The sequence below is a fragment of the Candidatus Binatia bacterium genome (assembly GCA_023150935.1).
Lineage (GTDB): Bacteria > Desulfobacterota > Binatia > HRBIN30 > HRBIN30 > JAKLJW01.
In genome coordinates this window covers 23,159-38,094 of record JAKLJW010000013.1, presented here as the reverse complement: position 1 = coordinate 38,094, position 14,936 = coordinate 23,159, and the positions used below count along the sequence as shown (strand labels likewise).

Annotated in this window: 10 protein-coding genes; 5 read left to right on the top strand and 5 right to left on the bottom strand. The window is 68.6% G+C overall.

Features of this window, described 5'->3' with window-relative positions; genetic code table 11:
• The gene (locus L6Q96_09855) at positions 1 to 783 is read right to left on the bottom strand and encodes a TetR/AcrR family transcriptional regulator (protein MCK6554867.1); all 783 of its coding nucleotides are present in this window, start codon (positions 781 to 783) and stop codon (positions 1 to 3) included.
• A gap of 311 nt (positions 784 to 1,094) precedes the next feature.
• Between L6Q96_09855 and L6Q96_09850 the strand changes: the two genes are divergently transcribed.
• The 5 genes from L6Q96_09850 (at position 1,095) to L6Q96_09830 (ending at position 9,935) form a co-directional block, all read left to right on the top strand.
• A complete protein-coding gene (locus L6Q96_09850) occupies positions 1,095 to 2,663 on the top strand; it encodes an acetolactate synthase large subunit (protein ID MCK6554866.1) in 1,569 nt (522 codons plus the stop codon).
• Complete coding sequence (locus L6Q96_09845; protein ID MCK6554865.1) at positions 2,664 to 4,448, top strand: DNA mismatch repair protein MutS; 1,785 nt, start codon at positions 2,664 to 2,666, stop codon at positions 4,446 to 4,448.
• Between the two features lie 671 nt (positions 4,449 to 5,119).
• The gene (locus L6Q96_09840; protein MCK6554864.1) at positions 5,120 to 8,134 is read left to right on the top strand and encodes a DUF11 domain-containing protein; all 3,015 of its coding nucleotides are present in this window, start codon (positions 5,120 to 5,122) and stop codon (positions 8,132 to 8,134) included.
• Positions 8,135 to 8,289: 155 nt separating this feature from the next.
• Positions 8,290 to 9,669, top strand: a complete 1,380-nt coding sequence (locus tag L6Q96_09835) for an MFS transporter (protein MCK6554863.1) — start codon at positions 8,290 to 8,292, stop codon at positions 9,667 to 9,669.
• A gap of 29 nt (positions 9,670 to 9,698) precedes the next feature.
• Complete coding sequence (locus L6Q96_09830; protein ID MCK6554862.1) at positions 9,699 to 9,935, top strand: galactosyldiacylglycerol synthase; 237 nt, start codon at positions 9,699 to 9,701, stop codon at positions 9,933 to 9,935.
• A gap of 38 nt (positions 9,936 to 9,973) precedes the next feature.
• On the opposite strand, the gene L6Q96_09825 is transcribed toward L6Q96_09830, so the two are convergent.
• From L6Q96_09825 to L6Q96_09810, 4 genes are all read right to left on the bottom strand, one after another.
• Positions 9,974 to 10,837, bottom strand: coding sequence for an LLM class F420-dependent oxidoreductase (locus L6Q96_09825; GenBank protein ID MCK6554861.1), 864 nt, complete (start codon positions 10,835 to 10,837; stop codon positions 9,974 to 9,976).
• A gap of 293 nt (positions 10,838 to 11,130) precedes the next feature.
• The gene (locus tag L6Q96_09820) at positions 11,131 to 12,627 is read right to left on the bottom strand and encodes a DegQ family serine endoprotease (protein ID MCK6554860.1); all 1,497 of its coding nucleotides are present in this window, start codon (positions 12,625 to 12,627) and stop codon (positions 11,131 to 11,133) included.
• Positions 12,628 to 12,764: 137 nt separating this feature from the next.
• Positions 12,765 to 14,198 (bottom strand): ATP-binding protein, encoded by a 1,434-nt coding sequence (locus L6Q96_09815; GenBank protein MCK6554859.1) that lies wholly within the window; start codon positions 14,196 to 14,198, stop codon positions 12,765 to 12,767.
• Entirely contained in the window at positions 14,195 to 14,872 is a 678-nt protein-coding gene (locus tag L6Q96_09810; protein ID MCK6554858.1) for a response regulator transcription factor, read from the bottom strand. The genes L6Q96_09815 and L6Q96_09810 overlap by 4 nt, the downstream gene beginning before the upstream one ends.
• Between the last annotated feature and the right edge of the window lie 64 nt (positions 14,873 to 14,936).

Below are 14,936 nucleotides of genomic sequence, written 5' to 3'. Positions count from 1 at the left end.
TTAGCCACGCGGGCGTTTCCGGCGTACGTGGGGCGCGGTACCCGCGGGCGCCGGAGGCGGCCCTGGCGGCGGCGGGTCGGCTGCAGAAGGCGATGTTCCCGGCGGTCTCGCACGGGCGCCTTGTGGCGCGGGCGGCGCCGCGCCGCCGCTGAAAAGCCCGCCAAAGATCACCGTCGCGGCGCGAAGGAAGACCTCTTCCGCCGTCGTGTCGTGCCAGCCGCGGCGCTGAAACTGCCCGTCGAGCCAGCCGACAGCGATGCCATGTGTCATCGCCCAGGCGACCATGGCGAGGCGCACGGGATTCCCCTCGCGCACGACACCCGCCGCCTGACAGGCGGCGATCGCCTCGCGCAGCTCGGCGAACGCGACATCGTCGGCGGTGCGGAGCGACGGGTATTTCGACCGATCGGCGATCTCGGAGCCGAACATGAGACGGAAGACCGCGGGATGCTCGTCGGCAAGGCGCATGTACGCCGTGCCCAGAGCAAGGAGCCGCGCCACCGGATCCGCGGCCGTCCGCTCGATCGCCTCCTCCATGATCTCGCGCAGGCGGCGAAAGCCGCGCTCGGCGAGTGCCGCAACCAGCGCCGCCTTGTCGGGAAAGTGCCGGTAGGTTGCGGCGTGCGTTACGCCGGCGCGTTCCGCCGCCTCGCGCAACGTGAGTCCAGCCACGCCTTTCCGCTCGACTACCGCCAGCGCTGCCTCGATCAGCGCGTGGCGCAGGTCGCCGTGATGGTACCCTACCTTGCGCGGGACTCGCGTTGTCCGGCGGGCGCGCGGCATCGGCGGCTACGCAGCGTTCAGCCCCACGGCCACTGCCGCCGCTCCCGCCCCAGCGGACGCCGCGTCACGGCCCGCCTGCGTGGGCACTCGATTTCGCGCGTGAACCACACAAGCCTCTCGGAACCTGTAGTCGCATCCTCGCACGGCCACGACTCGATCACGCCCCCCGGCACCTTCACGTGAGAACCGCATAGTTGGCCCCAGCCAGCAGTGTCAAGGCGCCAGGAATCTCGACGACCCTAAGCCCCCAACCACTCCCGTTGACTGCCGTCCTATACTCTGTCACGCCCGCCGGCGAAGGGAGAGAAGCGATGAACGGGGCGGAGAGCATGTTGCGTACGGCCGTAGCCGCCGGGGTGGAGCTGTGCCTTGCCAACCCCGGCACCACCGAAATGCCGCTGGTGGCGATGTTCGACCGGGTGCCGGGAATGCGAGCGGTGCTGGGCCTGTTCGAGGGCGTCTGCACCGGGGCCGCGGACGGGTACGCGCGGATGGCCGAGAAGCCGGCGCTGACCCTGCTCCACCTCGGGCCGGGATTTGCGAACGGTATCGCCAATCTTCACAACGCGCGGCGGGCGCGCTCGGCCGTCGTCAACGTCATCGGTGACCATGCGTCCTGGCATCTCGCGGTGGACGCGCCGCTGACCTCAGACATCGAGTCGCTGGCACGTCCGGTATCGCACTGGGTGCGGCGCAACCGGCACGCCGCCGAGCTGGCCGGGGACATGGCCGATGCGCTTGCCGCCGCGGGGAGCGCCCCGGGGCGTGTGGCGACATTGATTGTGGCGCACGACGCCCAGTACGACGCGGCGCACGGGGCGATGGCGCCGCGTCCGCTGCCGGCAGCGCCGGTGGACGCCGCGGCAGTCGACCGCGCTGCGGTAGCCTTGCGTGAGGGCGGCCAGCCGGCGGCCCTGCTGCTCGGAGGCACGGCCCTGCTGGCGCGCGGGCAGCGGGCCGCGGCGCGGGTTGCCGCGGCCACGGGTGCGCATCTGTTCGTCGAGCAGTTTCCGGCGCGTCTCGATCGTGGCGCCGGACTGCCGCGCATTGACCGGCTGCCGTATTTTCCCGAGCACGTCATGGAGGTGCTGGCGCCTTACCGGACTCTCGTACTGGCAGGGGCGCGCGAGCCGGTGGCGTTTTTCGGCTATGCCGGCATGCCGAGCCGGCTGGTGACGGCGCAGCAGACCGTCGTTCCGCTCGCGGTGGCCGACGAGCATCGGCCGCCGGGTACGGAGGCCGATGCCGGTGCGATGCTGGAGGCTCTGGCGGACGCCCTCGGCGCGCCGCCGGAAGGCCCGGCGCTCGGTCATACGGAACGTCCCGCACTACCGGCCGGCCCGCTCGCCCCCGGCACCATAGCGGCGGCGCTGGCGTCGGTGCAGCCGGAGCGGGCCATCGTCGTCGACGAAGCCGCGACGACGAGTGCGGCGTACTATGCGGTCTCCGCCGCCGCACCGGCGCACACGTTGTTGACGCTCACCGGCGGCGCCATCGGCCAGGGGCCGCCGTGCGCCACCGGCGCCGCACTGGCGTGTCCCGATCGGCCCGTGATCGACTTCCAGGCCGACGGCAGCGGCATGTATACGCTGCAAGCGCTCTGGACGCAGGCGCGCGAAGGGCTGAACGTAACGACGCTGGTGTGCGCCAACCGTTGCTACCGAATCCTGCAGTTCGAGCTGATGCGGGCAGGGATCGCCGAGCCGGGGCCGCAGGCGAGGGCGTTGACGGATCTCTCGTCGCCGGCGCTCGACTGGGTGCTGCTCGGCCGTGGCCTCGGCGTGCCGTCGGTGCGCGTGGAGACGGCGGAAGCGCTGGTGGCGGCTTTGCGCCGGGCGCTCGGCGAGCCGGGGCCGCATCTGATCGAGGCGGTGCTCTGAATGGAAGATCCGGCCGCGATTTACGCTGAACGTCTGGCCCAGCGGCAGGCCACCGCCGCCGTTTTGAGCGGGCGTGAACGGGCTATCTCGCGGGCCCGGCTGGCGACGTTTGTGGCGGCGGTGGGGTTGGCCTGGATCGTTCTGGATGCGCACTGGGTGTCGGCGGGGTGGCTGGCGGTACCAGTCGTCGTTTTCGTCGGCCTCGTCGTGCTGCACGAGAACGTTATCCGGGCCCGGCAGCGTGCGCAGCGGGCTGCCGGGTTTTACGAGCGGGGCGTGGCGCGGCTTGCGGGTCGTTGGGCGGGGACGGGTGCGACCGGCGAGGGGTTCGCGGATGCGGCGCACCCTTATGCCGGCGACCTCGACGTGTTCGGTCACGGCTCGCTCTTCGATCTCCTGTGTACGGCACGCACGCGCGCCGGCGAGGAACGGCTGGCGAATTGGCTGCTCGCCCCGGCCCTGCCGAACGTCGTGCGGGCGCGTCACGCGGCGGTGACGGAGCTGCGACCACGGCTCGACTTGCGCGAGGACCTCGCGGTGCTCGGCAGCGACGTGCGTGTCGGCGTCGAACCCGAGGCCCTGACCGCGTGGGGAACGGCGCCGTCGATGTTGCCGGTGCGGTGGGCGCGCCCGGCGGCTCTGGCCGCGGTGACACTGACGGTTCTCGCTCTGCTGGCGTGGCAGAGCGGTTCGACGGGTCCGTTGCCGTTCGGCGTGGCGTTGGCCGCCGAGGGTACGCTTGGCCTGGCGCTGCGGCGACGCGTGCAGCGGGTCATCCGCGCGGTGGAACGACCGACGCGCGATCTGGCGCTGCTGACCGAGTTGCTGGCGCGTCTCGAGCGGGAAAGCTTTGCCGCGCCGCGGTTGGTCGAGCTGCGTTGTCAGCTCGACGTCGACGGCGAGCCGCCGTCACGACAGATTGCGCGTCTGCGCCGCCGCGTCGACCTGCTCGACGCGCGCCGCAACCAGTTCTTTGCCGCGATCGGGCCGCTCCTGCTCTGGAGCACGCAGTGCGCGCTGGCGATCGAGGCGTGGCGGGAGAAGTCGGGTCCGGCGATCGGAGACTGGCTGGCAGCGATCGGGGAGCTGGAAGCGCTGGGTGCGCTGGCGGCCTACAGCGCCGAGCATCCCGACGATCCCTTTCCCGAAGTGCTCGAATCCGGGCGGTGCTTTCATGGCGAGGCCGTGGGGCACCCGTTGCTGCCCGAGTCGGTCGGTGTCCGTAACGACGTCCGCCTCGATCACGAGGTGCAGCTCTTCATCGTCAGCGGGTCTAACATGTCCGGTAAGAGCACGTTGCTGCGGACGGTCGGGACGAACACAGTGCTGGCCCTGGCTGGGGCGCCGGTGCGGGCCCGGCGTCTGACCGTCTCGCCGCTTGCGGTGGGCGCGTCGATGCGGGTGGTCGATTCGTTGCAGGCAGGAGCGTCGCACTTTTACGCCGAGATCACCCGGTTGCGCTATTTGCTGGACCTGACCGCCGGGACGGTGCCGGTGCTATTCCTGCTCGACGAAATCCTGCACGGTACGAACTCGCACGATCGGCGCATCGGGGCCGAGGCGGTCGTGCGCGAGTTGGTGGCGCGCGGGGCGATCGGTCTGGTGACGACCCACGACCTGGCGCTGGCGCGCATCGCCGAAGCGCTCGCGCCGCACGCCGTCAACGTCCATTTTCAGGATCACCTCGAGGACGGAAGGATGGTGTTCGACTACCGCATGCAGCCGGGGGTCGTAACGAAGAGCAACGCCCTCGGCTTGATGCGCGCGGTAGGGTTGCGCGTGTGACCGAACGGGCACTGGGTGGGGGGCGTCGGGTCACGTCGGTCGGCCAGCCGGCGCCCCTTGCGCAACCGATCGTCCCCACGCCCTGGCGGAAGGCGCCACCCTGGTGACCGCCGACGTGCCGATTCTGCGCTGGAAGGGCAGGCTCAAGCGTCAGAACGCGCGTCGTTGATCCGGTCACTCTCTGAGCCGGGTCATTACCTTAACTCCGCTTCAAGCAGGGCCGATACACGGAATCCGCTGTCATCGTAATGAGTTGGACGCAGCGAGAGGTCGCCCAACGGGCGAGTTCTCCTTGATCCGTCGCTAAGAGGTGCTTGCCAGCCCGGGGCGAGGGTTACCGAAAACCTGATGGGTGGCCGCCCGTGGCAGCATAGACGAAAAGTTCGTTATTCCCGCGCACGAGACTGTCGGTAAACTCCCATTCACCCTTCGATGAGCGCAGGGTGAGCGGGGAAACCCAATGAAATCAATTCCATCGCCGCTCAGGCTGAGCCTGTCGAAGCCGGGTTTGGCCGTTTATCGACAGTCTCGCACGCGGGAACCCAGCGGTGGGCTTGCAGGTGTGGCGGCGCAGGTTCCGGCATCTTTTTTTTTGTGCGTTGAGGGCCCCCTTCCCTTCGTGATAGGGCAGGCCGTGAACAGGTCCATGTCATGACCAAAAAGGGGATGCCATGCGCGCATTTTGCTCACGTCTCGTAGCTGTCTATGCGGTCGTTGCACTGGGTGTAGTCGGGCTGGTTCCGTGCCACGCCGCCGCCGCTGGGGAGACGCTGGCCCTGGGTTCCGGGATAGCGTTACGGCTTGCGGCGGATTGGTCATCGGGCCCGGCCCGCTACTCGAATGCCCATGACATCTTCAACGTTCCCGCCGGCACCGCGCCGACCGCCGTCACGCCGCGGCTGATCGTCAGTGTGGAAGATCGACTGACCGCCGAGGACGCGGTGCGGCGGCTCCAGTCCATCGCGGCCGAGAGCACGACGACGGCGGCGGTGCTGGCGGTGTGCGGTTGGCCGGGATTGGAAAGAAAGTACCTGGTGCCCGTGGAACGGCCGGGCCGCGACGAAGCGACGGCCGGATCCGAGCTGTCGCTCCGGGTGACGACGGCAGTGGCCGTCGACCGGTATGTGGTGAGGCTGCAGGGCGCCGTGCCGGCAGGTATGCCGGACGAGACGGCCGACGCGATGCTGGCCGTCGGTCGTGGTCTGGAGTGCCCGGTTCCCGCGGATCCGGCGGCGGTCGATCGGGCGCTCGAACTGTTGCGCCAGCCGGTGGCCCCGCGAGCGCTCGCGCCGCGCCGCGCGCAAGCGGCGGCAGCGGCGGTCACAGAGGACAGTGCCGCGTCATCGCCGGGCGTAGCGCAACAGCTTCAGACGGGCGTGGGCGAAATCGAGGTCGCCGTTTCGCAGGACGGGCAGAATATCGTGATGGCGGCGAACAGCGGCTTCTCGACGTCTACCGACGGTGGGGTCACGTTCTCGTTCCGCGGCGGCACGCCAAACCCGCCGGGGTTCTTCTCGAGGAACGGCGACCCGTCGCTCGGCGTGGGCCAGAGCGGGGCCTTTTATTACGCGTTTATCGGGTTTCCGCAGGGGGCCGGCGGGGCCGCAACGCAGTGTTCGACGACCGTCGGTCGGTCCACCGATGGCGGCATGAACTTCACGACGTTTTCGAACGCCACCCTGTGCGACAACGCCGGTACGACCTGCTTTCCCGATCAGGAACACATCGCCGCCGATCGGGTGAACGCTGCGGTCGGCGGCGACATGGTGTACTCCACGTGGCGTAACTTCAGCGGCGGGAACTGCAACGCCACTGCCGGGCCGGTGATCCCGACGTTGGTGTGCTCGCGAGACAGCGGCGCGACCTGGCCGTCGGCCGCGCTGGTCGGCGGCGGCGCCGGCGATTTCCCGCGCGTCACCGTCGGACAGGACGGCTTTGTGTACGTGGTCTATCGCAGCGGCGGAAACGTCATGCTCGACAAGTTCAGCGCCTGTAACGCCGCGACCCCGCTTCAGCTCCAGGCCGGATTTCCGGCCACTGTCAGTGCGGTGACCGACGTCGTTTGCCCGGTGCCGGGGCTTGACCGGTGCAACAACGGGAACCTGCTCTCGAGTCATACCGTGGCCGTGGACGACACCAACGCCAATCACGTGTACGTGGCGTTTGCGAACGATACGGGCGGCGGTAACGCGGACGTGATGGTCACCGATTCGACTACCGGTGGGACTAACGGTTCGTGGTCCGCGCCCGTACGCGTCAACGCGAACGTCACCGGCGTGCGCTTCATGCCCTGGGTGTGCAGCGTCGGCGGGGCGGCGCGCGTGTCGTGGTACGACCGGCGTGCGGCCGTGGGCGGCGTCAGTAACGATCTGACGGACTACTACTGCGGCAGCGCGACTGGCTCCGGCGCCGGCCTTGCAGCCGGGGTCGAGACGAACCTGACCAACAACCCCGATCCGCAGTGTGCCTCCGGGTGGCCGTGCGCACCGCGGGCGACGGGCGACTCGGACAACTGCACCGTCCAACCGCAATTGGCGGGGGTGTGCTGCCAGGTGGCGCTGTCCGGGAGCACGTGTCCGGCCGGCCAGGGCTCGGGTAACCGGTGCGACTTCTCGGCCGGCGGATGCCCGGCCGGTGAGGCCTGCCAGACCGGCGGCGGCTGCCCGAAGTATGGCGATTACAGCGGCAACGCCTGTGCGGCCGGGCGCATTTACAACGCCTGGTCCTCCGCCACGGCGCCGGCCGGTCTGCCCGCGCCTGGCGGCCTGGCCATCTTCTACGACTATAAGCTGGCCAATACTGCGGGTGTCGATCTGTCGATCGCCAAGACCGACGCGCCCGACCCGGTCATCGCCGGCACCAACCTGATTTACACGATCACCGCGACCAACAACGACACCATCCCGGCTCTGCAGGTGCAGGTCGACGACAACGTACCCGCCGGAACGACGTTCGTGTCGCTCACGGCGCCGGCCGGCTTTTCGTGCACGACGCCGCCGGTGGGTGGCGTCGGACTCGTGTCGTGCGCGCGGAACTTCACACCGCCGGGCGACGTGATGGTGTTCACGCTCGAAGTTGCGGTCCCGGCGAGCACGCCGGATGGTACGCTCCTCTCGAACACCGCCACCGTTGTCAGTGCTGACCCCAACCCGAACCCGAACGACTCGGCGACGGCGACGACCACGGTCATTACCCGCGCCGATCTGGCGATAACCAAGGCGGGAACGCCGGACCCGGTCCTGCCGGGCGGCAACTTGTTCTACACGATCGACGTGGTGAACAACGGCCCGAGCGACGCGCAGAACGTGGTGGTCACGCAGAACCTGCCGCCCGAGACGACCTTTGTTGCGGTGTCGGCGCCGGCGGGATGGAACTGCGTGACGCCGCCGGTGGGACAGACCGGCACGGTGACCTGTACGCTGCCGACGCTGCCCGTGAACGGGACGGCGACCTTTATCATCTGCGTGCGGGTGAGTCCCCTGGTTGCGCCGGGGCAATCGTTCGGTTGCGACGTGACGGTGACGAGCGCGACCGTGGATCCCAATCCGGATAACAACAGCGCCGACGTGCAGACGGAGCCTTTCTTGCCGATTCCGACCGCACGGTCGGCCGGTGTGGTCGCACTTGCCGTGGCCCTCGCGGGGGTCGGCATCGGCTACATGCGCCGGCGGCGACCATCGAAATGAGATCGGGAACGGGGCGCTAACGGAGAGGGCCAATCCTTTCCGTCCGGCCCACGGGCATCCCGAGGGGATGGCGACGCTGGCCGGGGGCGTCGCGACGGCGGTTGCGGTGACCGCCTTGCCTTTTCGGCGCCGCCCTGATTGCTTCCAGGGCGCCTATGGACGGACAGGAGCGCGACGCCGCGGGTGGTGCCGATCGCTTACCGCTGGCTGCGGTGCCCGCCGTGGCCGGGTGGCGCCGGCGACTGCGCGGCCTGCTCGCTGCCGGACGCACGCTTACTCCGCACCAGTGGCACGTTCTGGGTGTTCTTGGCGCGGCCAATCTCATCGACAGTTACGACGTCGCCATACTCGGTCTGGCGCTACCGCAGATTCAGGTCGGTCTCGGCATTGCGGAAGCGGAGGTGGGCGGCGTTACGGCGACGATCCGTCTCGGGGTCATCTTTGCCCTGGTCCTGACAGTTCTGGCGGATCGATTCGGCCGCCGCGGGATCCTGCTGGTGACGATCGTCGGCTTTACGTTGTGCACGTTCCTGACGTCGTTCGCGCGGACCGCGGGCGAGTTTGCGTTCCTACAATTCCTGGCCCGCGTGTTCATTGCCGGAGAAAGTATGCTGGCGGTGGTAGTCATCGCCGAGGAGTTCGGGGCGGACGTGCGCGGTTGGGGCATCGGCATGCTGGCGGCCATGGGTACGCTCGGTCACGGACTGGCGTCGGTCGTTTTCGCGTTGGTCAACGTGCTGCCGTTCGGTTGGCGGGCGTTGTACGTGATCGGTATCGTGCCGCTGCTGCTGCTTGCCTGGTTCCGCCGCTCGCTCGGGGAGACGCAGCGGTTCACCCGGTATCGCGCCGGGGATTCCGAGCGCGGATGGCGCGGCGCCCTGCGGCCGGTGCGGCACATGTTGCAGATGTACCCGGGGCGCCTGCTGGCGCTATCGGCGGCGGTGTTCCCCATGGGGTTCGTCCTCGAGACCTCGCTGATATTCGTGTCGAAATCGCTACAGCAGGAGCACGGTTACGCGCCGGGACAGGTGGCGATGCTCTACCTGTCTTTCGGCGTGCTCGCGCCGGTGGGCAACGTGCTCGCCGGCGGTCTGGGTGACAGGTTCGGCCGTAAGCGCACGATGATTGTCGGCCTGTTGCTCAACGCCGCGCTGATCGCGGTGTTCTACAACACCGACGGCGCGTGGATTCCGCCGGTGTTCGGATTGATGCTTCTCACCCTGACGATGGTGCTCGTGCTGTTCGCGGCGCTCGGCAGCGAACTGTTTCCGACGTCGTACCGGTCGACGGCCTCCGGTGTCCGCGCCGTGGTCAGCACTCTGGGAGCCGCCGCTGGACTCAGTCTTGAAGGTTTTTTGTACGAGCGCCTGGGAAGCCACGCGGCAGCAATCACGGCGATGCTTGCGGTCACCCCGGTTGCACCGCTCATCATCGGTTTCTGCGTGCCCGAAACCGCCCGGCTGGAGTTGGAGGAGATTGCCCCGGAAATCGAACTGGAAGGAAGCTGTCAGGCCGGACGCGGACCTATTGAATAGCTGCCGTGTTAGCGGCAGAAATTGGATGCATGATCGAACTTAGAGACAAGGAAAGCGGCAGTACGCTGGGAACGATTTCGGACCAACAACTCGAGTTCCTCCGCGATCAGCTCGAGGAGGAATCCCCGGAAGACGACGATTATTACATCGACAGGGCGACGCTGGACATGCTCGAAGAGCAGGGCGCCGATCGGGACCTGCTCGACCTGCTCAAACGCGCGCTAGGCGGTCGCGAGGATATGGAAATCCAGTGGTCGCGGCAGTGACGGCGCCGCGAGCTTCGATCGAAGCGGCGTAATTGCGATCAGATACGGGCGATTACCTTGTTGGCGAATTCGTGCAGACCGGTGCGGACACCGTCGGGGTCGAAGGCGGGGGGCGCCACGACCACGCGGGAGACCCCGAGGTCCTGATAGCGGCGCACCGCGTCAAGGTCGGCGGTCGTCTCGGCGGCCGTCACCTCGATGGTAGCCGGGTCGCGGCCCAGGGCGGCGCACTCGTCGCGCACGATGGCAAGCAGGGTGCGAAGGCGGTCGAGGGGGCCGCGGGCGGGGAAGAAGCCGTCGCCGAACCGTGCGGCGCGCCGCGCTGCGCCTTCGGAGTGGCCGCCGATAACGATGGGGACGCCGGGCTGCTGCATTGGCTTCGGTTGGGATTGAACCGGTCCCCATGCGTAATACTTGCCGGCGAAGGGCTGGGGCTCGGGTTTCCACAGGGAACGAATCGCACGGATCGACTCCTCCGTGCGCGCGGCCCGCTGTTTGAACGGTACGCCGATCGATTGGAACTCCTCTTCGAGCCAACCGATGCCGACACCGAGCATGGCGCGGCCGTTCGAAAGGACATCGAGCGTCGCCATCTCCTTGGCGACGTAAATGGGATGCCGCTGCGGGAGAATCATGATCCCGGTGCCGAGGCGCAGAGTTCGGGTCACTGCCGCCGCGTACGCAAGCGGCAAGACGGGGTCGGCAATCGGGATGTCCTCGCCTCCGGGGAGCTTGCCGCTCTCGTTGTAGGGATACCGGGACGCGTACCCGACCGGGATGACAACGTGCTCCACGGACCACAGCGACTCCACGCCGACCTCTTCGGCGGTGCGCGCCAGGTTCAAGAGCGATTCGGGAAAGGCAAACGGGCCGGCGTTGGCGTACATGATACCGAACTTCATCGGGGCTCCTCACCGCGCGAACAGCGCATATCACGCTGCCGCGGCGAGACAAGCGAACGCCTGCACCCGGGTTGCCGGCGGACCGGGAAACAGATCGCCCTCCACCTGGGCACCTTTGGTCATATCCTGGGTCGCGGGTGTGAGCCTGCGCTGAGCCACCGGGTCCTAGATTGCTTGCGTGGCGCGAAGGACTCAGATGGGGAGGGCGAGGCTCCCGCCGAGCCGCGCCCTCCCGTCACTGTCAGCCTTCAGCTAATAGCGATCGAGCCCGCGCCACTCCCCTCCCACTTACTTCACCCCTTTCCGCCGTCGCTGGTCAACGCCGCGAAGCGATTGTGGTCGCCCTGCTTGAGGAGCAGCAGGAGGCGATCGCCGTCGTTCCTGGCCACGGCAGCCTTCAGCGCCTCGACCGAACCGACCGGGGTCTGGTTGACCTGCAAGACGATCGTGCCGGGTTCGACGCCGGCCTCGGCCGCGGGGCTCTCCGGGGCGACATTGGTGACGAGGACACCTTCGTCGTCGTCCAGCCCGGCGCGGCGGCGCTCCTCCGGTGTGAGGTCGCGCAGCGCCAGGCCCCACTTCGCACCCCTGGGGGCGTCGGCCTCGGCAACCGTGTCGTCGGCGAGCTTGGCCACCGCGACCTCGACCGTCTGTTCCTTGCCGCCGCGCGCGATGCCGACGGAAACCGACTTGCCGACGGGCGTGGCGGCCACCAGCGACGGCAGGTCGCGCGACTCGGCGACCTTCTTGCCGCCGAAGCTGACGATGACGTCACCGCGTTTGATGCCGGCAGCGGCGGCCGGACCGTCGGCCGTGACATCCGCCACCAACGCACCCGTGGGCTTCTCCAGATCGAGCGATTTCGCCAGGTCGGGGGTTACCGGTTGGATGGTCACCCCGAGCCATCCGCGGGTCACGTGGCCGTGCGCTTCGAGTTCGGGGAGCAGCGCCCTGGCAAGGTTGATGGGAATGGCGAAACCGATGCCGATGTTGCCGCCGCTCTGACTGAATATTGCCGTGTTGATGCCGACCGCTTCGCCGCGTTCGTTGAACAGCGGGCCACCGGAGTTGCCGGGATTGATCGAGGCGTCGGTCTGGATGAAATCGTCATAGGGGCCGGCGCCAATGCTGCGACTCTTCGCGCTGACGATGCCCGCGGTGACGGTGTTGTTCAGGCCGAAGGGATTGCCGATGGCCATCACCCAGTCGCCGACGCGCAACGAGTCGGAGTCGCCGAGGCTCACCGCCGGCAGCTTGTCCTTGGGGTCTATCTTCAACACCGCGAGGTCCGTCTTCGGGTCCCGCCCGACGATGCGCGCTTCGTGCTCCGTGCCGTCCTTCAGCGTCACCGTGATCTGTTTGGCTCCCTCGACGACATGGTTGTTGGTGACCACGAGGCCGTCGTCGCGGACGATGAAACCGGAGCCGGTGCCCTGGCGCTTGAATCCCCCGTGCGGTCCCGGAGGCATCGGGAACGGAAAACCGGGGAACGGCCCGTTTTCGCCGAAGGGTTGCGCGTGCGGACCGGGTCCGTGACCCGTGGTCGGCTGAACCCCGACTGACTTGATGAACACGACACTGGGGGCGACCTGTTCGGCCAGGGTCGCAAACGACGGGAGCGCTCCGGGTGCGGACCGGCTGCCCTCCGCAGCCTGAACCGCCGAGGCCGCCTCCGTGCCGTCGGTCGCGGCGTACAGGCCGGCGCCGTGCGACTCCCCGAGCGCATATCCGCCGAATCCGACAATAGCCGCGGCCGCGGTTCCAGCCACTAATTTCTTTGCCCTGTTCATGCCATCCTCCTCCGGGTGGACGTATTTGCAGGGCAGCCTAGCGCCACAAGATGAAGCGGCCGTGAGATCGGGATTAGAAAGCTCTCATACGCGACCGGAGCGCAGCGACCGGGCCGCTCGCACCCGAGCGACCGCTCTTACGCCGGCGGCAGCAAAACCCTGAAGGTCGTGCCGCGTTCCGGGGCGCAGTCGACCGTGACGTTACCGCCATGGGCAACGACGATGGCCTGGACGACGGCGAGGCCGAGGCCGCTGCCGCCGCGGCTGTGGGCGGGATCGCCGCGGTAGAAGCGGTCGAAGACGTGCGCTTGCCGGTCGGGCGCAATGCCCGGGCCTGTATCGGCGACGAAGATGACCGCCCCTGCGGGATCGGCCTCGGTGCCGACAATCACGTGGCCGCCCGCCGGCGTATACTTGATGGCGTTGTCGCCGAGGTTGAAGACGACGCGAAACAGAAGGGGCGCGTAGCCACTGACCAGCACGGGTGCCGGGGCCGTCGTGGTCAGGGTCAGACCGGCGGCCGCCGCGAGCGCGCGCAAACCCGGTTCGGCGTCGGCGACCAACGCGCTCAGGTCGACGGCCTCTCGCGGCAGGGCGATCGCGCCGCTGTCGGCGCGCGCCAACAGGAGCATATCGTCGACGAGTCCGGTGAGGCGGTCGACTTCTTCCAGACAACTGCCGAGCACGCGACGATACTCTTCGTCCCGCGGCCGTGACGGCGAACTCGGAGCCTGTCCCGCCACGGTTCGTAAGCCAACCTCGAGCTCGCCCTTGAGCACGGTGAGCGGAGTGCGCAGTTCGTGCGCGGCATCGGCGCTGAACTGCCGGACCGTGCGGAAAGAGCGTTCCAGGCGAGCCAGCATTTCGTTCAACACCGCGCCGAGCCGCCCTAGCTCGTCGTCGGTTGGCGGTGCGGTCAGGCGCCGGGAAAGATCGTCGGCCTCGATTCGCCGCGCCGCATCGACCATCGCGTCGACCGGGGCCAGCGCTCGCCGCGCCAGAAACCAGCCGCCGAGTGCTGCCGCCACCAGCGCGATGGGCGCGAGTCCGAGCAGGATCAGCAGAAATCGGGAACGCGCCAACTCCGTAGCCGCCAGGGGCAACGCCACCTGGACGACGCGGACTACGCGACCGCGCTCCACCACCGGCTGGGTGAGCAGCCGCACCGGTCCGCTTCCTGGGCCGAGCAAGGCCAGGGTTTCGTACGTTGGCCGCGCGCGTTCGGCATTACGCAACGCCTCGATGGTGAGCGGAAGCTGGACACGCCCGCGCGGCTCCAGGCGCGGGTCGGGGCGCCCTAGCGGGTCGAGAAGACGGAAGAAACGGTCGGCCAGGGCGGGGCCGAGCAGCGTTTCCAGCGAACGGTCGAGATCGGGTCCGAACGGCGACGGGCTGCCGGCCGACCGTTCGATGGTGTCGGCCATCGCTTGCAGGGAGGCGTCGACGGTCGACCGCAGGGTACGATCCAACAGCACGAGGGCAAGCGCGCCGAGGACGGCCAGGGTGGCGGTGAGGATTCCCGAGTACCACAGGACCAGACGGGCCCGCAGCGAATGCGGCCACACGGTCACTGCCCCGAGTCCTTCAGTACGTAGCCGACGCCGCGAACGGTGTGCAGTAGCTTGCGGTCGAAGTCGGCGTCGACCTTCTTGCGCAGGTAATTGACGTAGACGTCGATGACGTTGGTGAACGTGTCGAAATCGACGCCCCAGACGTGCTGCGCGATGACCGCGCGGCTGAGCACCTGACCGGGGCGGCGCAGGAAGAACTCCAGCAGCGCGAACTCGCGCGGCGAGAGTTCGATGCGCCGGCCGCTGCGGGTGACTTCGCGGCGCACGGGATCGAGGCGCAGGTCGGCGACGGTCATCACCGCGGGCGCCGGCGGCGACGTTCGCCGCAACAGGGCGCGCACCCGCGCCAGGAGTTCCTCGAAGGCGAAGGGCTTGGTGAGGTAGTCGTCGGCGCCGCTGTCGAGCCCGGCAACCTTGTCGGCCAGCGTGTCGCGGGCCGTGAGCAGGAGGATGGGTACCCGGCAGCCGCGCTCGCGCAAGGCCCGCGTGAGGGCTATGCCGTCAAGACCCGGAAGCATGATGTCGACGACGAGGACGTCGTGGGAACCGGCGCCGGCGGCGGAGAGGGCGGCGTGTCCGTCGGCGGCGACGTCGACCGCGTAGCCTTCGGCAGCCAGCCCCCGTTGCAGGAAGCTGGCGACCTTCGGTTCGTCTTCGACGACGAGGACGCGCATCGCTACCCCGGAACATGACGCACGCCGCGGGTCCGAGCAAGTGACAGCCCGGTGGCGTCGGTGG

Excerpts from the sequence above, each read along its gene's own strand:
- L6Q96_09855 (MCK6554867.1), bottom strand. The coding sequence starts at position 783 with ATGCCGCGCGCCCGCCGGACAACGCGAGTCCCGCGCAAGGTAGGGTAC.
- L6Q96_09850 (MCK6554866.1), top strand. The coding sequence starts at position 1,095 with ATGAACGGGGCGGAGAGCATGTTGCGTACGGCCGTAGCCGCCGGGGTG.
- L6Q96_09845 (MCK6554865.1), top strand. The coding sequence starts at position 2,664 with ATGGAAGATCCGGCCGCGATTTACGCTGAACGTCTGGCCCAGCGGCAG.
- L6Q96_09840 (MCK6554864.1), top strand. The coding sequence starts at position 5,120 with ATGCGCGCATTTTGCTCACGTCTCGTAGCTGTCTATGCGGTCGTTGCA.
- L6Q96_09835 (MCK6554863.1), top strand. The coding sequence starts at position 8,290 with ATGGACGGACAGGAGCGCGACGCCGCGGGTGGTGCCGATCGCTTACCG.
- L6Q96_09830 (MCK6554862.1), top strand. The coding sequence starts at position 9,699 with ATGATCGAACTTAGAGACAAGGAAAGCGGCAGTACGCTGGGAACGATT.
- L6Q96_09825 (MCK6554861.1), bottom strand. The coding sequence starts at position 10,837 with ATGAAGTTCGGTATCATGTACGCCAACGCCGGCCCGTTTGCCTTTCCC.
- L6Q96_09820 (MCK6554860.1), bottom strand. The coding sequence starts at position 12,627 with ATGAACAGGGCAAAGAAATTAGTGGCTGGAACCGCGGCCGCGGCTATT.
- L6Q96_09810 (MCK6554858.1), bottom strand. The coding sequence starts at position 14,872 with ATGCGCGTCCTCGTCGTCGAAGACGAACCGAAGGTCGCCAGCTTCCTG.